Here is a 24,159-nt window from a genome sequence, read left to right on the forward strand (position 1 = left end):
CCCATTTAAGGGGAAGCTCGGTGATAAAGCAAGTCGTTTCAGGCTTTTTGCTTAAAGTGCCGGCTTTTGCTTCTCAGTCGCATTGCCTTTTTTGAGGTAATAAATTTGTTTGTGCCCGCGATCCTCGTACATCAAGCGGGTTAACTCGGCTTCAAGGTAGTTGTCAAACTGAGCCATGAGGAATTCTCCGCCATTATCATCGTAGCGGAACAAATTTTGGGGTTGAGGTGGCTGGTTCTCTTTATGGAAGTAGGTGAGATGTTGCATGCCGAAACCAAGCCGACGCAAAAGGGAGACGAGGTTCTGTTGGTCGAAAACCTGGTCGATATCGGCTTCAATGTGGAAACTGCCGTGATCTGGACCTGGGTCCAGGTTTTTGACCAGGCTGTAGGCTTGCCCTTGATACGTGAAACACGCGGTTTCGACAAGACAAGGCATGTCACAAAGCGAGCGAACCGAAAAGAGTCGGGGCCAACCTTTGCGAAACCTACCTTGTTCCAGTTTAATGATCGGGGCGAACCGACCGGAGCCCGAAGTCCGCGGATCCCATTCGGAGAACGGGCCTAGGTGACGCTGTTTGGGAAAATCAGTCAGGTTTTCTAGGTATGTCCGAAGGTCCTGGTCGCGAAGGAAGAAGTGTCGGGAAGCATTCAATTCAACTTCCAAAGCGACATGTTTTAACTGGCGGAAGGTGCTTTTTGCGAGGCGTTCAAGGCAGGGGTTTTGGTCAGTGGTTTCCCATGTGGTTAAAGAAGCGCGTTCATCAGGATGGTGGGTCTCTGCCCAATCGGCGACGGCATCGCGCGCCAGGCTGCCGTCAAGGAGGCCGCGAAGGGCTTCGATCACCACCGCGACCGTGATCTGCTTTTGTGCTGGGAGATCCATACCGCGTTACCGCCTTCAAGGAGCCTTGTTCCCTTGGCGGTTATCATAACTTAGGTTCGCGTGTTCCGGGCTTGGAATCCAAACGCAGAAGAGCCGGTCTCGACGGGGGCATCCGCCAAGACCGGCTCGGTTTTTCACACTTAGAAGCGGTAGCCGAATTCGCGCGAGCACATGTTCATGCAGGGGGTGCTGGTGGCGACGATTTCGCATACCGCATCACCGGCGGCTTGGGTGTTCACCGAACGTTTGCCTTCGCCGGCGAGATCGGTGGTCAGCACGCCCTCGTGAATCACACGCCACACCGCGCGTTCCACCACATCGGCTTCCTCTTCCAGCTTCAGGGAGTGGCGCAGCAACATGGATGCGCTGAGAATGGCCGCGTAGGGATTGGCGATGCCCAGGCCGGCGATGTCGGGGGCCGAACCGTGGATCGGCTCATACAAGCCGGGGCCGTCGTCAGACAAAGACGCCGAGGGCAACAGGCCCATCGAGCCTGCCAAAACGCTGGCTTCATCGGTGAGGATGTCGCCAAACATGTTTTCCGTGACGATCACGTCGAAGGCGGCCGGTTTCTGCAGCAAGTGCATCGCGGCCGCGTCGACCAGCACGTGTTCCAAGCGTACTTGGGGGAACTCGTCGCGAATCACGCGTTCCGTGGTCGCCCGCCACAAGCGCGAGGTTTCCAGCACGTTGGCTTTGTCGACCGAGGTCAATTGCCCGCTCCGGTCCGCGGCAATCCGCGCGGCCACCCGCACGATGCGTTCGATTTCGGGAACCGAATAAGCGCATTCGTCGGTGGCGCGATCCGCGTCGCGGGTTTTCTTTCCGAAGTAAATGCCGCCGGTTAACTCGCGCACCACCACCAGGTCCACATTCTCCAAGCGGTCCGCCTTGAGGGGGGCCGCTTCCAGCAGGTCCGGGTGGGGTTTGACCGGACGAATATTGGCAAAGGCGTCCAGGCCGCGGCGCAGCCGCAACAGGCCTTGCTCGGGGCGGATCTTGGCGTTGGGGTCGTCCCACTTGGGGCCGCCGATGGCGCCGAATAAAACCGCGTCTGATTCACGACAGGTCTTTAAGGTGCTGTCGGGCAGCGGATCGCCGACCGCGTCGATGGCCGCGCCGCCCACCAGCGCATCTTCAAATTCAAAGGTATGGTCCCAGTTGTCCGCGATCACCTGCAATACCCGTTGGGCTTGGGTGGTGACTTCCGGGCCGATGCCGTCACCGGCTAATACCGCAATCTTGGCTTTCATGCTGCTGCCTCCTCATAGGCTTTGATCGCTTCTTCCTGTTGCAGCAAGAAGTCGAGATGGTCGATACCGTGGAGCATGCAGTAGCGGGCGAAGGGATCGATGGTGAAGCCCACGCGCGCGCCGTCCTCGGCAAGGGTGACGGTTTGTTGTTCGAGGTCGATGTTGACGGTGGCGCCCGGTTGGGCGGTTAGTTTTTGATGGAAGGCAGAATCAACCACAATCGGGAGCAAGCCGTTTTTTAGCGCGTTGTTGCTGAAAATGTCGGCGATACGCGTGCTGATCACCGCGCGAAAGCCTTTGCCAAGCAACGCCCACGGGGCGTGTTCACGGGAGGAACCACAGCCAAAATTGTCGCCTGCCACCAAGACCCCGGCTTGATCGAAGGGGTTTTGGTTGAGTACAAACGCCGGGTTGGGTTTGCCTTGCTCGTCGTAGCGCCAATCGTAAAAGGCGTTTTCACCCAAGCCCTGCTTGTCGGTGATTTTGAGGAAACGGGCCGGGATGATTTGGTCCGTGTCGATGTTGGCTTGCGGCAACACCGCGGTGTGTGATGTGACTTGGCGAAAAACGTCCATTAGGTACCTCCCAAACGACGCGCGTCGGTGACCACGCCGGTCACGGCTGCCGCCGCCGCGGTGGCGGGTCCTGCCAGCAGGGTGCGACTGCCTTTACCTTGGCGACCCTCGAAGTTGCGGTTGCTGGTGCTGACCGCCAGCTGGCCGGCACCGACTTGGTCGCCGTTCATGGCGATGCACATCGAACAACTGGGCTCGCGCCACTCGGCGCCGGCGGCGCGGAAGATTTGGTCCAAACCCTCGGCTTCGGCCATGGCTTTGACTTTTTTCGAGCCGGGCACGATCAGGGCCCGCACACCCGGGGCCACGTTGCGGTCGCGGAAGATGGACGCCGCCTCGCGCAGGTCACTGATGCGCGAGTTGGTGCAACTTCCGATAAACACCACGTCCACTTTTTTGCCGATCAGGGTTTCACCCGCCTTGAACTGCATGTAGTTCAAGGCTTTGTCCGTGGCTTCACCGTGGATTTCGGCAGGGACCGTGTCGTCAATCGGCATTGCCATACCGGGGTGGGTGCCGAAGGTGATCATCGGTTCGATTCGGCTCGCGTCGATGTGGACGACGCGGTCAAACGCGGCGCCCTCATCGGTGGGCAGTTCACGCCAACGCGCAACCGCTTTTTCCCACGCCTGGCCTTGCGGTGACCAGGGACGGCCTTTCAGGTAATCGAAGGTTTTTTGATCCGGGGCGACCAAACCGGCGCGGGCGCCGGCTTCAATCGACATGTTGCACAGGGTCATGCGTTCTTCCATTGAGAGCGCTTCAACTGCTTCACCGCGGTATTCAAAGACTTGGCCGGTACCGCCGCCGACGCCGATTTCCGCGATTAACGCCAAAATCATATCCTTGGCGCCGACGCCGGGCTTGAGGCGACCGGTGAATTCAACCGCGGTGGTTTTGGGGCGGTGTTGCAGCAAGCATTGGGTGGCCATCACGTGGCCGACCTCGCTGGTGCCGATCCCAAAGGCCAGCGCACCGAAGGCGCCGTGGGTGCTGGTGTGGCTGTCACCGCAGACAATGGTTTTACCGGGTTGGGTGGCGCCCATTTCCGGACCGATCACGTGAACGATGCCTTGGTGCTCGCTGTTCAGGTCGTAGAGCTCAATGCCGAAGGCGCGGCAGTTCTCGACCAGTTTTTCGACCTGCTTGCGGGCCAGGTCGTCGACGTAGGGGAACGCACCCGCGGCATCGGCGGGGAGCGACGGTGTGCTGTGGTCCATCGTGGCCAGGCAGCGGTCCGGGCGACGCACCTTTAACCCTCGACGACGCAGTTCGTCAAAGGCCTGCGGTGAGGTGACCTCGTGGATGAGGTGTAAATCAATGTAGAGGACGGCGGGGTGATCGGCGGTGGCCGCCTTCACCTCGTGCTGTTGCCAGATTTTCTCAAACAGGGTGCGGGGACGGCTCGGTGGGGACGAACCCTGATTGGTGGGGGACGGGTGTTCCAAAAGAAGACCTCCGTGGGGGATATGTCGCAAAGCAAAAAGGGATGGAAACGGAACCTGGGGTGTCATCTATGGGTTGAAGCGGACAGGGGCGATTCATGAAGAGACACTATGATTCGAACACAAAATCGGTGTCTTATTGTGGGTTTGGTGAAAAACTTTTGGTATTATCACCGAAAAATCACAAATGGGGTATGTTTGTGTCGAAATGGGGGGAAGATAGATTGTGGCACTAGTGAGTGGCGTATTAAGAAACAAAGGGATCTTGCCCAAAGCGCCTATGATTCTTCTAAGGTACGGCGTTCTGAGAGCAGGTTCCTTTGGCTAGATACACCTCGACCGTTCTCTTAATAGGTTCACCTCGTGAGGTCGGGGAACCTCACTTGGACGGTGGATGGGGATACCGCCGCCTGGGTGCCGTGCAGGGCAGAGAACGACTTCTTTGCTAGCCGCTGCCGAGGATTAGGGGTAGGGGGATGGTGTGTAAGCGGCTGAAAAAGGAAGGATTGGAGCGCATGGGGGAACCTCCGAAAACAAAAAACCCGCGACTCTTGGGGAGTGACGCGGGTTTTTTTGAAACTTAAAATTTGGTATACGGCTATCCCACGCCACCTTGAGGCATTCCTAGAATAATTAGGTTGATGCTTAGCAGGGTGGTAATTGGGGAAATCATGGGATGTCCTTGCGGGCGGTTGGAGCCCGTCCAAGCTTAAGGTTGCCCGATGGTAAAACCCTTGGTCGGGATGCGTCAAGTAAAAAAAACTTTTTTATGCCATGGGTCGGCGAGGGGCGACTCGAGATCACTCTTTTTAAACTATAGGATTGATGAACCGTAAATTTTTGAGACGCTGCTCATTAAGTGATGTTGTAGATTTTTGAAAAAAAAGCTTGCATCTTTTTTTGGTGTTTTTATATCCTGTCTTTCAAGCGAAGCACCGTACTTTAGGTTCAAACGCATTCTTAGGGAGTCCTACCGTGAATCATCACTTAAACGCTTTCTTTTCTTTTTCCGACCCCGCGTTTGCCAACCTACTGCTAGCGCTAAGGCCCCCGAGTTGAGTGTTACCGCACTCGAATGGGGGCCTCATGTCGTTTCAGCGCGAAGCAACATGAGGCCTTTTTCTTTTTCGGCGTTCCTTCTTGAGTCTTACCCCGAGACGTTTTGGTTCGCTTTCCCCCAAAAACCCCCTTCCACGCCGCCGGCGCCTTCCTGCACCTTTTCCGACCGGACCACGGCGTGTACCCCAACCCCATGTGTCGTTGCATACCGAAATGGAGGAGCAAAAGCCATGAAGCATGACGCACCTAAGACCCCGTCTCAGGCCCCGATCGATCCCAACCACGTTGTCATTTTTGACACGACCCTGCGCGACGGTGAGCAATCACCCGGCGCCAGCATGAATTTAGAGGAAAAAGTGTTGATTGCCGGCGCACTGCGCGAATTAGGCGTCGACGTGATCGAAGCCGGTTTCCCCATTGCGTCACCCGGCGATTTCGAAGCGGTTCAGTCCATCGCCCGCCAAATTCAAGGTCCCCAAATCGCGGGTCTGGCCCGTTGCCAACGCGGCGATATCGACCGCGCTTGGGAAGCCTTGCGCGATGCGGCCAACCCCCGCATCCACGTGTTCCTGGCCACCTCGGCGATTCACCGCGAGTTCAAGCTCAACATGGCCAAGGAGGAAATCATCCGCCGCGCCGTCGAAGGCGTTGCCATGGCCAAAGCCTATTGCGACAACATTGAGTTCTCGGCCGAGGACGCGGCCCGCACCGAACCCGACTTTCTGGCCGAGGTGGTGGAACGCGTGATTGAGGCCGGTGCCACCACGGTGAACATTCCCGACACCGTTGGTTACGCCATGCCCGAGGCTTTTGCCGATTTGATGACCCATCTGCGCCGCAACGTTCGCGGCATTGATAAGGCCGTGCTCAGCGTCCATTGCCACAATGACCTGGGTCTGGCCGTCGCCAACAGCTTGGCCGCGGTACACGCCGGCGCCCGTCAAATTGAATGCACCATCAACGGGATCGGTGAACGCGCCGGCAACGCCTCGTTGGAAGAAGTGGTGATGGCCATGCGCACCCGCCGCGACTATTTCGGCTTAAGTACCGGCATCCAAACCGAACGCATTTTTGCGGCGAGTCGTTTGGTTTCCAAGGTGACCGGCCTGCAGGTGCAGCGCAACAAAGCGATTGTCGGCCAAAACGCCTTCGCCCACGAGGCCGGCATTCACCAACACGGCATGTTGAAGCACACCTCGACCTATGAAATCATGCGCCCGGAAGACGTCGGGGTCAAAAGTACCCAATTGGTTTTGGGCAAACACAGCGGCCGTCATGCCTTCCGCAACTGGGTGGAAGAACGCGGCTTCCGTCTCTCCGACGAGCGTCTGGAAGACGCGTTTACACGCTTCAAGAAGCTGGCGGACCAAAAGAAAGAAGTTTTTGACGCGGACTTGGAAGCCTTGATTTTGGGCGACATCCATCGCCACGATCATCCCTGGCGGATCGATTCGGTACAAATCAGCTCCGGTACCAACGCCATCGCCACGGCCACGGTTGCCTTGGCCCACGAAACGGAAGAACGCCGCGCTGAGGAAGCCGCTTGTGGCGACGGTCCGGTCGACGCCCTGTTCAAGGCAATTGAGCGCGCGGTCGGCATTCGGGTTCGCCTCACGGATTACCAAATCCGCGGTGTCACGCGTGGCAAAGACGCCCAGGGTGAAATTACGGTGGCGGTATCGATTGAGGATCAGACCTTCCGCGGCCGCGCGGTTGGGACCGACATCATGCAGGCCAGCGCCCGTGCTTTCCTGAATGCGGTCAATTTCCATCTGACCTCGGCGGATCGGACGGCGGCTGAGGCTGTCGGTGTAGGATAAACGGATTGGCGTCGTGGCACCTGCTTTTTGGCGGGTGTCACGGTGCATCTTGATTGTGGCAGGGCTTGGTATTCGTTTATTTCTCAGGATATTCGGATATCAGGATGCGGGTAAGCGGGTTTTCTCTTTTTCGCCGGTACCCGACGCGGATGGTGCCGTCACTTCGGTTTGTAGATTGAACCCTCGAGACAGGGGTTACAGCCCTGCAAAAACGAAGAAACGGCTTTGCCCGGATCGGGATGGGGTCACCGAGGGCCTATGCGTTGGGCCGCATCCTGCACCCCTGAAATCGTTAGAACTAACGCGTCCCAATCGATGGCCAATTGTGGAACCCAAACCCGCCTGTAAAAACAGCCCAACGAAGTAACGGCTTGATCCAAGTCGGGTAGGGGTGCAAAAGAGCCGAGGAGCAGGGCCGCATCCTCAAATCATCATGCTTTCCTGAGAAATAAAGAAACCCACGTTTTGGCCGGGCGACGCCGTCCGCCTTTAAAAGGAGCGCACCGAGCGGATCACCCGAAACAATCCCGTGACCGGGTCGCGCTCCAGCTCGATATAGGGGCGTCGCTGGTTTGGTTCGAAGATCGCGATCTGCGAATCCGTGATTGAGATGTTGCCGTTAAACGAAACCCGCTCGTGGTGGTAATTGCGGTATGCGTTGATTAGGTGGCGGCACATCTGCTGGAAATCGCTTTCGCTTTCGTCGAATTCGAAAAAGAAATTGGCGATGCCGTGTTTGGTCAGCGCCTCGTGAATGCGGACCGGGGCCTCCTGCAAAATGCGGTACTCCGGGTAACGCATGTCCAACAAATGACGGCGGTCGGCAAAAACCACGTAGGAAAAGGTGGCGTCTGGGAACAAACGTTTTAAGGGGAGGATCAAGGACTCGTACAGCGATTCGGCCTGCACATCAATGCGCCCGGTTTTGCTCTCCAAAATAATCAGGTGCCGTTTGCCCAGGTAACGAAAATCAAACAGCCCGTCCAAATCGGTGACGTGCTGGTAACCCCACTTGCCCTGCCCGGTCTTTTTGAGCAGGATCATGTTGGGGTAACGCCCGATCTTTAAAACGAAACGTTTGGTATTGGCCACCACGAAGTTGGTGCAGTTCTTGGGATCAAAGCTTTTGTCGAACAGGCCGCCCAACTTGCCGCGGTGTTGGTCGAACCGCTGCAAAAACCGCTTCATGACCCGGCGCGCGATGCGCTCGGCGATCTCACCTTTGATGTTGGGGATGCCCGTTTCATCAAATGGATAGGTGGAACACAACAAATCACCCAGGGTGTAGAGGTCGTATTCACGGCCCATGACCTCGTAACGAATCAGGACCTTGTTCTCCTCCGTTCGCTCCTGGTTGATGGGGTCCGTCGAGTGCAACAAACGGAAGCGCACGTTCAGCCCGTGGGAACGGGTAATCGAGTAAACAGGGGGTTCGCCTGAGAAGAAGTCCCATGCGACTGGAAAAAATTTGAGGAAAGGTGATCGGGTAAAGCTGGTGAGTTGATCCATGGGTAACCGATCATCCTAGTACACTTTATTGAAAAACACATTAAAAGCTTGGCGTGGTGGGACCGTCCTGGTTTTTTAGGATTCGACGGCTTCCTCTTCGAGAAGCTCGCGTACCAAAGCGGTCATTTCCTTCATTTCAAATGGCTTTGGGATCACGCGATCCGCGCCGATTTTGGCGGCGATTTCCAAAAAGTTGACCGAGTGGCTGCCCCAGGCCGACGTCCCGCTCATCGCAATAATCTTGGTGTTGGGATGAGAAACGCGCAAGTGACGAATCACGCCTAGGCCCTCGTGGTCCGGCATAAAAATATCAGTAACCACTAAATCGGGTGGATCGGTCGTCAGGGCCTTTTGGTAGGCATTGCGACTGGTGGCGATGCAAACCTTAAATCCTTTGAGGCTGAGGCCCATTTGGATCATTTCGGCAAGGTCGCGGTTATCGTCGACAATCAGGATTTGATGACTCATGGCTGTCCCTCCTAACGCAAGCGCAGTTTGCGTCTCGCTCTCCTAACGTAAGTCTGCATGTCTCACAAGGAATTCTGCTACGGGGCAACCCATGCGATTACGATGGTTTGCCTTCCGCGGAAGGCCTTCCGCATTACTCGGTCGAGCCGCCTTCGCCTCAGCTGCTACGCCGAATGGTCGGCCCCGGGAGAGGTCGGCCCCGGAAGAGGTCGGACCCGCGGGAGGTTGGACCCCTGTGCCGTGGCTTGGTCGTAATCTTCGTACACACAAGGCGTTCAGCTTCTCGTGACGAATTCTTGTGAGAAATGCGGGCAAGCGCAGCTTGCGTTGCGCTCTTTTCTCGCGGGAACCGCGAGGAATTAGCTGAATAGGGTGCATGGTGCACCTCTGTCGGCGTTTTGGGGGGTCTCGTTAATATGACACTTTATCATGGGGTTGCTGAATGTTGATGTTTTGTTCGCTCGGGAAAGATGTTTTTCTGTGAGAAAACGCTTGTTTTGGAAAGCGTGTTGCCTGGGTGGCCGGGCTTGGCTTGCCCATCGTCTTGGTTTCCGTGTACAAGGCTGGACGTTTTGCCGCGATCAAGTTGGGGCTGCTTCCGGGTTTCCTCCTCTTAAATAACAGTTGGATCGAGTATGATAAAGAATTACCCTGCCTACCGCCTCTGGTTTACGTGTCCGTGCCGCGCACCAAGGGTTCCGCCGTGGGATCTTTGGTGCGCGGTACGGGTGCGGAACAATCGTCGGTGTGACATGACGCCCGACGGTAACCTAGGGAAAGGTCGGTTTGGTTTTTGCCGCGCTGTGACGTTTGGTGCGCGGTCGACCCCATCGGCAAAACAAGCCTGGGCCAGGCGCGGGTGGTTGGTTTTGCCATGTTTTTAAGGATTGGTTATGAACATTTTCTCCACCCTTCGAGATTGGGTTGTGCCCCGTGAGATTGAAGAGAAGTTTGAACGGACGCCCAAAAGTTTAGGCAGTTACCGCTATGATCCTTGGGGTTATCACCCCGATACGGCGGTGGTGTCGCTCACCGTGGTGAAACAGTTCTTCGACTATTATTTTCGGGTTGAAACCGAGGGCATCGAGAACATTCCCAAGGAAGGGCGCGCCCTGATTATCGCCAACCACAGCGGCCAACTGCCGATTGACGGCATTTTAATTGGAACCGCCATGGCCACCGCCGACAATCCCCGCCTCGCGCGTGCCATGGTCGAGCGTTTTTTCCCGACCGTGCCTTTTGTCGGCAACTTCCTTAACCAAACCGGCGCCGTCATCGGCGATCCCATCAACTGTGTGCGCATGCTTGAGAACGAGGAAGCGGTGATTGTGTTTCCCGAGGGCATTCGCGGGTCCGGTAAATTATGGCAGGATCGCTACCAGCTCAAGCGCTTCGGCAATGGGTTCCTGCACATCGCCATGGCCACCGGCACCCCGATTATTCCCGTTGGGGTTGTGGGTTGTGAGGAAACCATTCCCTCGGCCGCCAATTTGAAGCCCCTTGCCAATTTGCTGGGCTTGCCGTATTTCCCGCTGGCGCTGCCGGTGGTGTTGCCGGCCAAGGTGCACCTCCAATTTGGGGAACCCCTCTTTTTTGAAAACGACGCCGAGGACGAGGATGCCGTAACCGCCCGAGTCGAGCAAGTTAAAACCGCGATCACCGGCCTCATCCAAAAAGGATTGGTGAAACGCAAGGGAGTATTCGTATGAGCGAACAACGCAAAACCGTTTTGGTTACCGGCGCGGCCGGGGCTCTGGCACGGGCCGTGATTCGCCGTTTGTTGCCGGATCACGACATCGTTGCCGTCGACTTTCGCAAGCGTGCCGACATTGAAGGTTTGACCAACACCTACAAGGTCGATTTCAACAAACGCGGCTTTGAAGATCTGTTCCGCCGCCACCAAATCGACGGGGTGATTCATGTCGGCCGTATCGGTACCCATGAGAGCAACCTGACCGGGCGCTACAACAGCAACGTTTTGGGAACCCAACGCCTGCTCAATCTGTGCGTCAAATACGAGGTCCGCCAGGTGGTGGTGTTGTCCACGTTTTTTGTTTACGGTGCCCACGCACAAAACCCGACCCTGCTGGATGAAGAAGCCCCGCTCAAGGCGTCCGGCTTAACCCACGATCTGATCGATACCGTTGAGTTGGAAAACCTGTGTAACGTTTATTTATGGAAGCACCCCGAGCTGCACATTACCGTATTGCGGCCCTGCCATATTGCCGGACCCGGTGTACGCAACAGCATGAGTCGTTTGCTCTCCAGCCACTTGGCGCCGACCTTGCTCGGGTTTTCGCCAATGATGCAATTTATCCATGTCGAAGACATGGCCGAGGCGCTTTTCTTGGCCTGGAACAAGGTGAAACCCGGCATCTTTAACGTGGCACCCAAGGATTGGGTCGGCTACCAAGATGCTTTGCTCGCTTGCGGCTGTACCCGCGTGCCGCTGGTTTCGATTCCCGGCTTGATCCCGCACCAGATTGCCAAGATCCTCAACCTCAAATCCTTTCCCAGCCATTTGGTCAACTACTTCAAATACCCGGTCATCATTGACGGCTCGGCCTTTGCCGAGCAGTTCGGTTTCAAACCGCGCTTCAAGTTGGATCAAATTTTCCGCTACTACCGCGAGAAAAAGCGCCGCGAGGATCTTTTGAGCATGTTTCGCGAGGCCTAAACCGCTTGCGGAAAAAGGTTTAGTTAATAGCTCACATTTTTTTATTTTTTTTTGGTTTGGCGTGTCCGGTTTTCGAAGCCCTTCTCGCTACTTCTAATAAGCGCGAACGAAGACCCAAAGCGACCGCGCAATGGAATGTCGCCGACCCAGCGCCATTCCGCGGACCCCCTCGGGGGTCATCTCCAATCCCTCTCCAAGTAGGGTCCGTCCGATCGAGGTTGCCCGTCACAGATTCAGAGCCGAAACTTACCCTCGTGGAAGCTTTGAATTGTACCCTCACCTCCAATGACCTTGATCGGACGGTCTATTTTTTTTCGGGGTCTTCAATCAAAATGCCGCGGCAAAATAGCGGCGCCGAACGTTTTTTAAAGCTTACGTGAGCCAGGCCATGGTTCCGAGTTTTGCGATCTGCTTTGATACCGTGCTAAGGACAATTCCGAATTGAAAGGCATGATTTCGGAGTTTACAGCATGCGTATTGATTTTCATATTCATCACGGTTTCGAGGGCGTTAATCCAGCCCTACAACGAATTCACCGTGACCTCATCGAACCTTTTGCCACGATGCTCGACCGATGGCAGCTTCTGGATCGCTTCTTCATTTCCGACGAAACGGTTCCCGAGCCCCATTCGCGCCTGACCCTTGAGGTGCGGGGCAGTCATCAGAGTACCTTGGCGAATGATTTATTGGCGTTGTTCCGGCAACAGGCCGACGCCGACGGGTTGGTTCAACCCAATCACATCACCTGTCGTGACTAACCAATAACCGGAATGGGTGAAGCCTCACGGCTCACCCGTCCTCTTTTGACGCCTGGGGCGACGACCTCATCGTGGCCGGGTGGTTTATTGGTTGTGGTGGCGAAGGAAGGGTGACGGTACGGTTTGTTGGTTGTGGTGGCGAAGGAAGGGTGACGGTACGGTTTGTTGGTTGTGGTGCCGACGCCGCCGGCGTCTACACGACGGGAACTCCCGGGGACCCAGAGCAAATGGTTGTGCCACAACCATTTGATCAGGGCTGAAATCCAAAACGCCGCCGGCGTTACAGGAAGATGTGCGCCTTCGGCCCACGTTTTAAACCAGTTATGGTCCCTGCATGGCGGTGTGCGCGCCCCTACAGGGTGCGCCGGATCATTGACCGGCCACGCATTAGGGTGGTACGGATCATTAATCGACCAACCCATTGAGGTGCGCCGGATCATTGACCGACCAGGCATAGGGGTGGTGCGGATCATGGATCGACCAACACATCGAGGTGCGCCGGGTCGTTGACCGACCAGGCATAGGGGTGGTGCGGATCGTTGACCGACCAGGCATTGAGATGCGAAGGATCGTTGACCGACCAGGCGTTGAGATGCGAAGGATCGTTGACCGACCAGGCATTGAGATGCGAAGGATCGTTGACCGACCAGGCATTGAGATGCGCCGGGTCGTTGACCGACCAGGCATTGAGATGCGAAGGATCAAGGATCGGCCAATTGTTGGGAGGGCGGGTCAGGGACCCGCCGGGCAATGCGGGCTAGTCGACGCCGCCCGTGACCGCGATGCTTTTGCCGCGACGCCCGAATGAGGCCGCCGTTACCTGGGTCACGCTGACGTTGGCGCGCAACTCGTTGCTTACCTCCGTCGCCTTCACGAAGGTTTTGTTGGTGTTTTGACCCGTTTCTTGGCTGAGTCGCAACACCCGCGGGAACCTCGCCATCAAGTGCTTGTGGTTGCCGCTGGCGGTGTAGACCAATTGAATGTTCAGCGCACGCGCCATCGATAACTGCATTTTCACAAATGTCATGCTGTTGGCCTCGCCGAAAGGGTTGTCCAAAAACAACATACCGTTGGAGGCGATGCGTCCCTCGCTTGCCTCGTCGCCCGCGGCGCCTGTGCTGGCGGCTCGCAACTGCACCATGGTGCAGTACAGCAGGATTACCGAGGTGATTTTCTCCCCGTCGCTCCAACCCTTCACGTCGGTGATCGGGAAATAGTTGGTTTTCAGGTTGTAACTCGGCTTCATGATCACCACGCGGTAACCGCGTTCGCCGACCAACGCGTCCAGCGCCCGCTTGACCAAGTCCAGGCCGCGAATCGGTTTGCCCGCCTTGAGCACTTCCTGAATCACCCGTTGGTATATCGGGCGCCGTCCTTCCAAGGTGTCGCTGATCGAACCCAGGGTTTCCATTTTTAGGAAGGCCCGGCCCGCCCAGCCCTCCATCGCATCCGGCAGGGTACTGGCAACCTTGGCCATGTTGATGATCTGCAACGCATCGCTGACCGCGGCGTCCATGCGGGTCACAATCGCATCCACCGACTCTTCCGACATGCGCAGGCTGGTGGCGATCACGTTGCGGAAAATCGTGAATTCTTTGATGATGTCCTCGGTCAGATTCAACAGCGATTCGCGGACCTTGAGGATCTCCCGTTTGTCGTTGGGGAAGTCTTGGAAGCGCGTGTCGCCCGCCAAATCCCTGAGGTCGTCCAAGCGCCCGTCCAAGCTGATTTTGGTGCGTGAGTAACGGTGGCGGTGGGTGCGGTAATCGTCCCAAAAACCTTCTAGCAAATCTTCCAGGTCGCGCATGTCGTCGGGCAGGGGTTCCGCCGGCGTTTCGGTGAACTCGGGGATGTGGCGCGCCAGTTCCTCGCATTTCTGCACGCGGTAGGCGCGGGAATCGGCCAATTCACGCGTGTCCTCACGGACGTGCTCCAACTGCATCTTGGTACTGTCGATGCGTTCCTGTAACCGTTCCAGTTCTGCCGCCAACTCGTGGCGTCGTGCATGGGTTTCCTCAACTGTCGCAGGCATGCGCTCGCCGCCCGGCACCGTGTAATCGTTGTCAAAGGTGGGCGCCTCGCGTAAATCGTTGCGCGCCGCGGCCAGGGCGCCCTCGGCCGCGCCGACCGCCTTGCCCGCGTTTTGTTCCGCTTGTTCCGCGTCCTGGAGGCGTTCACCCACCGGACCCACCTGGAGCACCGCCAAAATATCCTTCTCGGTGCCGCCTTCCAGCAATTGTCGGTAACGGGTTTCCTGCTGTTTGGCCATCGCCTGTTTTTCTTCCAAACGGGCGCGCAGGGTTTCGTCCTTTTCGTTGACCTGGTTGAAGCGGTCCAAACTCAGACGGTAACCTTGTTCCGCGCCAACGAGGGTGGTTTGGCTGATATCGGCCAAGGTCCCGCCGGTAAAGGCGACGGCGTCCAGTTTCTCCTGGCGGTGTTCGAGCGCGGCGTTGCGGTTAAACACCGCCTCCTGGCGTTGGGCCACGGCCAGTTGTTGCTCTTCCAGGACCGCTTCCAAACGCAGGTTTTCGTCCTCTAAATCGTGGCAGCGCGCGCGTGCCTGCTTCAGCTCTTCTACTAACTCCTCGTAATGGAGTTCGTGGTCTTCGATGAAATCGCGCAGGCGCGAGAGCGCCGCGTCACATTGGTTGCGTTCCTTGTCCGCGGCCTGAATACTCTCGCTGAGTCGCTCGATTTCCGCCGCAAAAAAGGCCGCCTTCTCTTTTTCCTGGGCCTGTTCATGCTCCATGGTTTGCAACAGGGTTTGGTGGCTGTCGATTTGCTCGGCCAAAGCGCGCAGCGTGCCGTCTGGGTAATCTTCCAAAAAGGTGGCGAGGCGGTCCTTGGTGCGTTTGAGACGGTCGACCATCTGCGACGTTTCGGTGATGCGTATTTCCTTCGCTTTGATATCGCGGCGCAATGGTTCAATCATGGATTCGGCGACATTGCGGTTGTAGGCCGCGTGGTGGCCGGGTCGCAACACGACCGCATCGCTCGGTGACGCGGCGGCCGGCGCCTCGGCCAAAGAGACCTGTACCGGGAAGGCGGGTTTCTGGATTTTGTCTTGTTGGGCGCGAATCTGCTCCAGCGCCTCGGCTGTGCGCACCATAATGCCGGAATACCTGGCCGGGTCTTGGGCGCACAGTTTGGCGGCCTGCTCGGGATCCTCGGGAAAACGTTCGTCCAAGCTTTCAAACGCGAGGAAGGCGGGTACGCCCAAATCCTCGCGCAGGCTGCGCAGCAGGTTGGCCACTTCTTTTGGCGGCGGGTACAGACGCGAGCTGCTTTGCTCTAACGCTTCCAGCGTTTCCCGCTCCTCGCTGAGGATGCGGTTCAGGCGGAACTGCTCCTGCTCGGCGCGGGCAATGCCCTCGGCGGTGCGGGCCACCAAATCGGCCTCGCCCAAATCAATGCTTTCTTGTTCCAACAACAGCCGTAGATCGCGGTCGGTTTCCAGATGGTTCTTGCGTTGGCTGTCGCTGTCGAAGCGTTTCTCCAGCTGGGCTTTTTCGCCCTGAAGGCGGGTCATGGCGGCGATCCGTTCCCGGCCCTGTTCGTCCAGTTCGGCGCGTTCCATTTGGAAGTGGTCGCGTTGTTCCCGTTCGCCCGCCGTGTCGCCGCTAATTTCGCGCACGCGCGTTTTCAAGCGGGTTAAGGCCTCGCGCGGTTGTTCTTCCGCGCCCACCGCCTTGGAGAGAATCAACCGTTGCAGTGCCTTTTCGCGTTTCTGCATTTGCAGGTTGATGTTGCGTACCTGCTCATTGACCTGAGCTAAATCGGCCTTGGCATTGTTAAAGGCTTCCTGGTTGGCGGCCAACTCGCCGCGCGCGGCTTCCAGGCTGATTTTGGCTTGCTCCAACTCGTTTTCGGCTTTTTTGATTTCGCGGTTGAGCACCTGGGCGTACATGGTGCCCGCGTCGCGCAGCTCTTTCTCCACGTCGAGGTTGCTGTCCCGGCGTTTGGCCAGTTCTTCTTCAATCGCCTTGCATTCGTCCTGCTTGACGCGCCAGACCTCGTATTCGCCCGCCGCGCGCAACAAACGCAGTTCGGCGCGTACTTTTTTGTGTTCGGCGCGTTTCAGTTCCAAATCTTTTTCGCACTGGGCCAAGCGCTGCTTGCATTCGTGGAGCCGCAACCAGGAACGGTAATCCTGGAGGATGACAAATTGTTCCTGCAGTTCCTGCAGTTGCGCCGCAAATTCGTCCCGTTCAATTTCAATCTGGGCCAGCTTTTCTTTAATGGCGGCCGCGGATTGGGTCAGCCCGGCGATGATGGCGCCGGTGCGTTGGCGGTCGGCCAGCAGATCGGTTTCGGCGGTTTGGAAGGCGACCTTTTCCTCGTTGAGCAGGGTCAACAGCGGCAGCGCTTCGTCGACAAAGGTACACTCGGCTTCCCATTGGGGTTGCTTTTCGATGTGGCGGCGTTTCTCGTTCAAGACCTCAATCACATCCACCGCGGTATCGGGTTTCATGACGGTTTCCAGGAAAAAGTGGACGAAATCGGTGGGGGTATTGATGCGGTTTTTAAACAGGCCGAGGATGCCGCCCTGCCCGCCGTTCATGCGCAACTGGTAGGAGAAAATCATGGGGTCGAGACCGACCTCGGCCAGCCAATTCGACCATTCGCGGTGGACGCTGGTGTGGCGCCCGTTGAGGGGTTTGGCCTCGGCTTTGAACCACTCCATGAATTCCTTGGCGTGGGCGGCCGGCTCGCTGCCCGCCGCCAACCCGCGGATCGGCAGCGTGTTGAAATTGATCGGGCCGGAGGGCGTGAACATAAAGTAGTGGCGTTCCAGGTCGCCGAGGCTGGACTGCTGCCCGTGTGGCCAGTGGGCGCAAAAACCGATGATCAAGGTGGCGGGTTCCTCGTCCATGCCGACCAGGGTTTGCTGTTGGGCCGGCGGCATCGACCATTCGGTGATCACGTAGCCGCTGTCCTTGGCGCCGAAGTAAAGCTCGTAGCGGCGGTTGTCCAGCGGTCCGTTGGCGGAACGCATGACGTCGTTGATGCTGGGGTGCAGCAGGCTGAACAACAGGGCGCGAATACTGGATTTACCAACCCCGTTCTCGGCCCAAATGATGGAGTCGAGTGTTTCGGGGGTGTCTTGATCGTCGCGTCGATGGAAATCGAGGGTGAGCGGCGAGAGCCGCGCATCGGGGTGGCCGACGCCCGCGAAGTGGACACGCATAAGATGGGGAATACTCGCACCTGAAGCCATAATCAAAACCTCTTTTTCAAAAAACGGGGCGCCTTAGCGCTGAATCACCGCGGCGTCGTTCGCGTCTGTTTGGCCGTGCATCGCGCGGCGTGCTTTACGCACGCTTTGGGCCAGGTGGTGAGAACTCATGCGGCGCACGTAAATGCGGTACTTGGGCAGCGAGACGTAGCGGGTGTTGGGGCCGTCGCCGCCGTCCAACCCGAGGAAACCGTTGCGGTGCAATTCGTTGAGCACGTGGTGGACCAAACCGATTTGGGTTGTTTTGCCGTAGTAACCCGCGCGTGTCGGCGCCGGCTGCAGGCTCAGGTAATATTCGTAGGCCAAGCGCACTTGGTTGGGCATCTCGTCGCCGGCTGAATCGTCCTGTTGATGGGCCGTTTGCAGCGCCTCGCAAATTTCGCGAATTTCGCTTGCGATTTCACTGGGCGTGCCGGAACGCGAGCGAAACTCGTCGTCGTCATCGTCGTCAACCTGGGGATAGTAAAAACTCATCACCGCCAGGTGAATCACGCCCATGGCCATTTGCTGATCGCGGTTGAGCCCGCGCGCGTGGCTCTCGATGTTGGGCGCGAACGGGCTCGCGCTCGCCGTACAGGCCAGCACCAAACCCGCGCGCAGCGATTGGGTCGTTTCGTTGAGAATGCGCAGGCTCATGCCCTCGAGCACCGCATCGACACCCACCGCGAAGGGTTCGTCGTGAATGTAGCGGTCGATCAGTTGCTTGTACTCGCTGTCGCGATGGGGTTTCGCCGACTTGAGCGCGAACGCAATCAAACGCCCCGCCGCATATCCTGTTTCGTTCAAATTCGTTTCTTCGGCCATGGTCACTCCTAGGATGGCGGCTCGGCGCGGGATTCGGGATCGTAAGCGCGCCGAATCAACAAATCGTCGCCCATGAAATCAGGGTCCTCGAGGGGTTTGCCGTCCTTGTAAACCCGCAGCCCGAGCAGGTCGGCGCGGGCGTGGTAACTCTGCAAAAAGGACACGCCCAGGACCGCCAGTTGTTCGTCGTCCAGTTCCATTTGGCGGCCCGCCTCAAGGAGTTCGGACAGGCGGACCGGCGCCACATCAACGCGGTTCACGATTTGCGCGAGCTTCTCCTCGAAGACGTCTTCAAGGGGGTTAAACAAATTCATAATCGGCAGGCGATCTTCGTCTTCTTCCGCGTCGAGGAACACCTCGTTGTTGCCTTCCTCGCGCAATAGCTTGTCGATAAACAGGTTTAGGTCGAGGATGCGCTCGATTTGCGGACCCAGCATGGTGTGGTAGATGTCCTTGAGTTGGGGGCGCATCACCGTATCGGAACATTCCAGCGCGGGTAGGAACACCTGCTCGTTGAGGTCGGGCATCGGCGAGCGCGCCATGCTGCGGAAGCGCTGGTAAGCCTGTTCTTCCAGAAAGGCCGGGCCGGCGGCGAGGATGTGGCGCTCCAGTTCCATGTGGCGCCGTTGGCAGGTTTCCAAATAATCGATCAGGTCGCGAATGACCTGTTGCAATTCGCGGTCTTTGTTGCGCACCAACTCTTTTTTGAGTTCGGCCAGAACCGTGCCCTGGTCTTTGATCAGCCGACGCACGTGGCGGTGGGCTTCTTCAATCTTCGGCGTAACCTCGCGCACCCAGTCCACCGTGCGCACATCGCGGCGCACCGCGCGCAACATGCCTTCGATGTAGCGTTCGTACTCCAGGCTCAGCAACATGGTGCGTTCCACCTCGCGGCGGGCGCGGTTGATGCGCCCGCGCCGCACCTGCTCGTGCAAAATGAACAGGTTGGAAATTTGTTCGTCTTCGATGGGCTGGTCCAGCATGCGCAGGTAGAGGTGAATGGCCTCGGTTGTCGCGCGGATGATGAACTGGTCGCTGTCGGGATCGTGGTAGGACTTGAGCAAGCCAAAGCGGAACATGTAGGGTTTCGGCTCTTCTTCTTCCGAAAGCCAAATCGCTTGGCGTTCGAAGCTGCCGCGGCCCTCGTTCATCAGGTTGTCCAACAGGAAGTCGACGATTTCGGCGATTTGATCGTCGTTCAGATCCGCCTGCAAGCCCATAATGTAGGGCTTGAGATCGTGGATCAGTTCCTCGCGGGTTGCGCCGCTGCCGACACCGGGTGCCATACGAGCAAACACCGAATCAAACACCTGAAGCGCCAAAAAGGTAAAGTTCTGCTTGTCCCAATCGGGACGGTGCCCGGACTCGCCGCGCGCGACCATTTGGTGGATGGGGAAACCCATCAACAGGCTTTGCATCCGGCGCGCAAAAACTTGGGACCAGGATTCGCCCTTGGGATCGGGGCCGGTGCGTGTTTCGAATAAACTGGGCTGTTGCTGTTCGCTCATGGTGTTCACTTGGCATAACGTCGGGGGCCGTTGAACGCTCGGTTCGGGAAATGCGAAACCCCGCGGAAAAGGCGGCTAAACAAGTATGTGTCACCCACGAGGGGGCGGGATCGACCCGGATCAAGCCCGGTTCCAAAACCTGTGGCTGCCTTCAAGCCGGCTATTATAACCGGTCCGGCCGACTGTCGCGAGCGTCGAAGGATAAGCACTTGTCGAGAAAGGTTTTGCCCCGTGTGTTTGCTTACCAAACCGCGCTTTTACCAAAATGGAACGGCCTTCTTAATAGCGCCCTGGCGGGCAACCATTGTGGACACCCCGTTGTCCCGTTAGAATGCAGAGTATCGTCTGTTCCCACGCCATGCTCCGGGATGTCTTGCTTCGGTTGAGATCGCCTTAGGTTCTCGCGCCAACCGTACCGGATCAAATGGAAACCGCCCTTTAACCCGCATCGTCTCTCAGCGGGTACCGACTATCCAGCGTGGTTTTTTTTACCAAGGGTCGCTCGTTCACTCACTTCTATGGATGACCGATTGTCGTCCGTCTCGTAGCACCGTGCCGCGGCACGAATTTCTATTGAGGTATGATCACATGATGTTAGGTTCGTTTCCTCGACGGGTTTTGCCGGCCCTGGTCTTGTTCGCGTTCTGTTCGTTTTTTTTCACAGGCCTTGCCGCCGAGTTTGATCCCCAACAGTTGGCCGGCCTTGAAGCCCGTCACATCGGCCCCGCCGGTATGAGTGGGCGGGTAACCGCCGTCGCCGCTGTTCCCGACAACCCGCGCGTCGTTTATGTCGGTACCGCCACCGGTGGTGTTTGGAAAAGCACCAACGCCGGGCTCAACTTTGAACCCATTTTTGACGACCAGCCCGTGCATGCCGTCGGCGCGCTGGCGATTGACCCGCAACGGCCCGAAACCATTTGGGTCGGCAGCGGCGAAGGCAACGTGCGCAACAGCGTTTCCATCGGCAACGGCGTGTACCGTTCTCAAGACGGTGGCAATACGTGGCAACACATGGGTTTAAAGCAAAGTGAGCGCATCAACACCATCGTCGTGGACCCCACCGACAGCAACGTCGTATACGTGGCCGTGCTCGGCAAGCTCTGGGGCGAGAGCGAGGAGCGCGGGCTTTACAAAACCACCGACGGTGGCAAAACCTGGAAAAACATCCTCTACAGCGATCCCCGCACGGGTTGCAGCGATATCGACATTGACCCGCGCAACCCCAACAAACTTTTCGCCACCATGTGGCAGTTCCAACGGCGGCCCTACTTCTTCAAATCCGGCGGACCCGGCTCCGGGTTGTTCCGCAGCCATGACGGCGGCGCGTCCTGGCAACGCATTGAGCCCGAGGACGGTTTGCCCAAGGGCGCGTTGGGTCGCATGTCGGTGGCGATTGCACCTTCCGACAACCAACGGGTTTACGTTTTGGTTGAAGCGGCGCAAAGCGTGTTCCTGCGTTCCGACGACGGGGGCACTACCTTCACCACCGTGAACAGCGACCCCAATATTGCCGACCGCCCTTTTTACTATTGCCGCATTCAGGTCGATCCCAAGGATCCCAACCGCATCTATAAAAAAGAAACCCTGGTCAACCTGAGCACCGACGGCGGGCGTACCTGGTCGCCCTTGAGCGGCGCGGTCTGGCCCAAGGTTCACGTCGACCACCACGCGATTTGGATTAACCCCAATAACCCGCGCCACCTCTACCTCGGCAACGACGGCGGTGTGGCCGAAAGCCACGATCACGGCCAAACCTTCCGCTTTGTGGCCAACCTGCCGCTGGCGCAGTTCTACCACATTGCGGTCGACAACGCGGAACCCTACAACGTCTACGGCGGCTTGCAGGACAACGGATCCTGGCGCGGTCCGAGCGAAGTACGCCGCAACGGCGGCATTCGCAACCACTTCTGGGAACTGGTGAGTTTCGGTGACGGTTTCGACACCGTTCCCGATCCCCACAATCCCGGCACCGGTTTCTCCATGTCCCAAGGTGGCAACCTGATTCGCTGGGATTTGGTCAAAAACCGTTCTACCATGATCGAACCCCAGCCGGTCGTGAACGGCACCAAAATGCGCTACAACTGGAGCGCTGGCGTGGCAGTCGACCCCTTCAAGCCAGGTCGCATCTACTACGGATCGCAATTTTTGATGCAATCGGACGATTACGGGCATTCCTGGAAAGCCATTAGCGAAGACGTGACGACCAACAAGCCGGAATGGCAACAACAGCACAAAAGCGGCGGTTTGACCCTGGACGTGACCGCCGCCGAAAACTACACCACCATCACCGCCGTGCGGCCAAGTCCGATCAAGGAAGGTTTGCTGTGGGTCGGCACCGACGACGGCCGGTTGTGGATCACCCGGGACGGCGGCGCTTCCTGGAAGTCCCTGGAAGGCAATATTCGCAACTTGCCCGCCCATCCCTGGACCGCCCACATTCACGCTTCCAACCACGATCCCGGCACCGCCTTTGTCGTGTTTGACAACCACCGCCGCTCCGATTTCGGGACCTATGTCTACCGTACCGACAACTACGGTGCGCGCTGGGAGTTGATTGTCGGCGACAGTGTGAGCGGGTACGCCCTTTCGCTGATTCAAGATCCCGTCGTACCTGAACTGCTTTATTTGGGCACCGAATTCGGTTTGTACATTTCACTCGACGCCGGTAAGTCTTGGTTCAAGTGGACTTTTGGCGTCCCCACCGCCTCGGTGATGGATTTGGCTTTTCAGGAACGGGAAAGTGACCTCGTCATCGGAACCCACGGTCGCGGGATCTATATTCTTGACGACGTGCATCCGTTGCGCGCCCTGGTTAAAAACAAAAATAAGGAAACCCTGCGTCTGTTGGAACCCCAACCCACGCGCCAGTATCAGCCCCAGCCCATGAAAAGCGGTGTCTCGATGGGACACGGGGATTTCCAGGGCACCAACGAACCCTATGGTGTTTGGTTTGATATCTTTCTCAACGATGAACGCTTGCCCTTGTACGATGAATCCCTTGAGAAGAAACGTCAGGCTGAAAAACGCCGTGACCAACGGGAGAAAGCCAAGGCGAGCCAAGGCGACAGCTTGTTGGCCAAAGCGGCGAAACCCGATAAAACGGCCGCGGCAAAGGACAAAGCGAACGATGATGAGAAACAACTGGAAATTCACATCTTCGACGGTGACACGCGTATTCGACGGTTTTTTGCCGACGCCCATCAGGGATTGAATCGGGTGATTTGGGATTTGCGAATGGATCCCGTATCGGCCGTGCCTTTTGATCCCGAGGCGCCGTTCCCCTCAAAGCCGCGACGTTTCCAAGTCGCGCCTGGAACCTACACCGTGAAGGTGCTTTATGTGGAGGAAACCGCCTCGGCTCAGGTAAAGATCGAAGCCGATTCCAACCTGGAAGCGGGCGAGGTCGACTGGGCCGCACGGGCCGCGGCGATGGAACGCTGGACCAAACTGAACAACCGTGCCGTGGCCGTGTTGCGCAATCTCGAGCGTCTGAAAAAGGACGTGGCCTTGGTTGAAAATCGTTTGGCCGCTACTTGGGTTGACGACCCTGAGCCGGTTCGACAGCGTAAGACGAAGGATCATGAGCTGACCGCCGCCGCCAAAAAACTGCGCGAGGCGCAGACCGAACTGGAGCGCGGTCTCTGGGTGGCGCCGGGTTCGAAAGGGATCCAACCGAGAACCCATGTTGTGGCCGCCATTCAGAAAGCCGCGAGCAAGTGTTTCAGTTCTTGGTCGGAACCCACGCCCGCCCAATTGCGTTTCTTGGACCAGGCGGAAAAAGAATTCGAAGCATGGCTGCCGCAATACCGGGCCTTTATGGATGGGCCGGTGAAAGCTTTTGTGGCTGAGGCCGGCAAGCACCAACTCGAAACCGCCTTCCAATTCAAGCGGGTAAAGTAAAACGCTAAAACCCGAGCCGGGAAAGGGCAATTTCCCGGCTCTAAAAGTTTTCTTCTGGAGTCGAATAATTCCAGTGTCGTCAGCCCGGCGAGGACGGCACCAAGCCCGCTGGGACGACCGAAAGTCGTCTGATCAACTGGTAATCGCCCATTATCTGTGCTAAAAAAGTCATTACGATCAATGCTGAATAATCCTCACGCCGAGGCTGTCATGGGTGTTCCAACGGGTGCCCCCGACTGGGAAGTTTTTCTCAGAAGGA

General features: G+C 57.5%; 15 protein-coding genes. 5 read left to right on the forward strand and 10 right to left on the reverse strand.

Annotated elements, in window-relative coordinates; genetic code table 11:
- Positions 1 to 51 precede the first annotated feature (51 nt).
- From J3U88_RS10505 to leuC, 4 genes are all read right to left on the reverse strand, one after another.
- Complete coding sequence (locus tag J3U88_RS10505) at positions 52 to 885, reverse strand: hypothetical protein (RefSeq protein WP_207858706.1); 834 nt, start codon at positions 883 to 885, stop codon at positions 52 to 54.
- Positions 886 to 1,025: 140 nt separating this feature from the next.
- Complete coding sequence (gene leuB / locus J3U88_RS10510; protein WP_207858707.1) at positions 1,026 to 2,138, reverse strand: 3-isopropylmalate dehydrogenase; 1,113 nt, start codon at positions 2,136 to 2,138, stop codon at positions 1,026 to 1,028.
- Complete coding sequence (leuD, locus tag J3U88_RS10515; RefSeq protein ID WP_207858708.1) at positions 2,135 to 2,713, reverse strand: 3-isopropylmalate dehydratase small subunit; 579 nt, start codon at positions 2,711 to 2,713, stop codon at positions 2,135 to 2,137. Before leuD ends, leuB begins: the two co-directional genes overlap by 4 nt.
- A complete protein-coding gene (gene leuC / locus J3U88_RS10520) occupies positions 2,713 to 4,161 on the reverse strand; it encodes a 3-isopropylmalate dehydratase large subunit (protein WP_243435872.1) in 1,449 nt (482 codons plus the stop codon). Before leuC ends, leuD begins: the two co-directional genes overlap by 1 nt.
- Before the next feature lie 1,286 nt (positions 4,162 to 5,447).
- On the opposite strand from leuC, the gene J3U88_RS10525 reads away from it, so the two are divergent.
- Positions 5,448 to 7,037 carry a 2-isopropylmalate synthase gene (locus J3U88_RS10525; RefSeq protein WP_207858710.1) on the forward strand — a complete coding sequence of 530 codons (1,590 nt, stop codon included), beginning with the start codon at positions 5,448 to 5,450 and terminating at the stop codon, positions 7,035 to 7,037.
- 489 nt (positions 7,038 to 7,526) lie between these two features.
- Here J3U88_RS10525 and J3U88_RS10530 read toward each other — a convergent pair whose 3' ends face one another.
- A complete protein-coding gene (locus J3U88_RS10530) occupies positions 7,527 to 8,546 on the reverse strand; it encodes a hypothetical protein (protein ID WP_207858711.1) in 1,020 nt (339 codons plus the stop codon).
- A 75-nt stretch (positions 8,547 to 8,621) separates the two neighbouring features.
- On the reverse strand, positions 8,622 to 9,014 hold the full coding sequence (locus J3U88_RS10535; RefSeq protein ID WP_207858712.1) for a response regulator: 393 nt from the start codon (positions 9,012 to 9,014) through the stop codon (positions 8,622 to 8,624).
- 893 nt (positions 9,015 to 9,907) lie between these two features.
- Here J3U88_RS10535 and J3U88_RS10540 point away from each other — a divergent pair.
- From J3U88_RS10540 to J3U88_RS10550, 3 genes are all read left to right on the forward strand, one after another.
- Entirely contained in the window at positions 9,908 to 10,723 is an 816-nt protein-coding gene (locus J3U88_RS10540) for a lysophospholipid acyltransferase family protein (RefSeq protein ID WP_207858713.1), read from the forward strand.
- Positions 10,720 to 11,691, forward strand: a complete 972-nt coding sequence (locus J3U88_RS10545) for an SDR family oxidoreductase (protein ID WP_207858714.1) — start codon at positions 10,720 to 10,722, stop codon at positions 11,689 to 11,691. Before J3U88_RS10540 ends, J3U88_RS10545 begins: the two co-directional genes overlap by 4 nt.
- A gap of 470 nt (positions 11,692 to 12,161) precedes the next feature.
- A complete protein-coding gene (locus J3U88_RS10550) occupies positions 12,162 to 12,449 on the forward strand; it encodes a hypothetical protein (protein WP_207858715.1) in 288 nt (95 codons plus the stop codon).
- A gap of 469 nt (positions 12,450 to 12,918) precedes the next feature.
- Here J3U88_RS10550 and J3U88_RS10555 read toward each other — a convergent pair whose 3' ends face one another.
- Genes J3U88_RS10555 through J3U88_RS10570 form a run of 4 tightly spaced genes read right to left on the reverse strand, consistent with a single transcriptional unit; the run spans position 12,919 to position 20,000 of the window.
- The gene (locus tag J3U88_RS10555; RefSeq protein ID WP_207858716.1) at positions 12,919 to 13,200 is read right to left on the reverse strand and encodes a hypothetical protein; all 282 of its coding nucleotides are present in this window, start codon (positions 13,198 to 13,200) and stop codon (positions 12,919 to 12,921) included.
- 6 nt (positions 13,201 to 13,206) lie between these two features.
- Complete coding sequence (locus J3U88_RS10560) at positions 13,207 to 17,670, reverse strand: hypothetical protein (protein ID WP_207858717.1); 4,464 nt, start codon at positions 17,668 to 17,670, stop codon at positions 13,207 to 13,209.
- Between the two features lie 33 nt (positions 17,671 to 17,703).
- Entirely contained in the window at positions 17,704 to 18,492 is a 789-nt protein-coding gene (locus J3U88_RS10565; protein ID WP_207858718.1) for a hypothetical protein, read from the reverse strand.
- 8 nt (positions 18,493 to 18,500) lie between these two features.
- Positions 18,501 to 20,000: a hypothetical protein gene (locus J3U88_RS10570; protein WP_207858719.1), complete on the reverse strand. Its 1,500-nt coding sequence runs from the start codon at positions 19,998 to 20,000 to the stop codon at positions 18,501 to 18,503.
- A gap of 588 nt (positions 20,001 to 20,588) precedes the next feature.
- On the opposite strand from J3U88_RS10570, the gene J3U88_RS10575 reads away from it, so the two are divergent.
- Positions 20,589 to 23,900 carry a WD40/YVTN/BNR-like repeat-containing protein gene (locus tag J3U88_RS10575; protein WP_207858720.1) on the forward strand — a complete coding sequence of 1,104 codons (3,312 nt, stop codon included), beginning with the start codon at positions 20,589 to 20,591 and terminating at the stop codon, positions 23,898 to 23,900.
- The last annotated feature ends 259 nt before the right edge of the window (positions 23,901 to 24,159 follow it).

The organism is Acanthopleuribacter pedis, assembly GCF_017377855.1.
Taxonomy (GTDB): Bacteria; Acidobacteriota; Holophagae; order Acanthopleuribacterales; family Acanthopleuribacteraceae; genus Acanthopleuribacter; species Acanthopleuribacter pedis.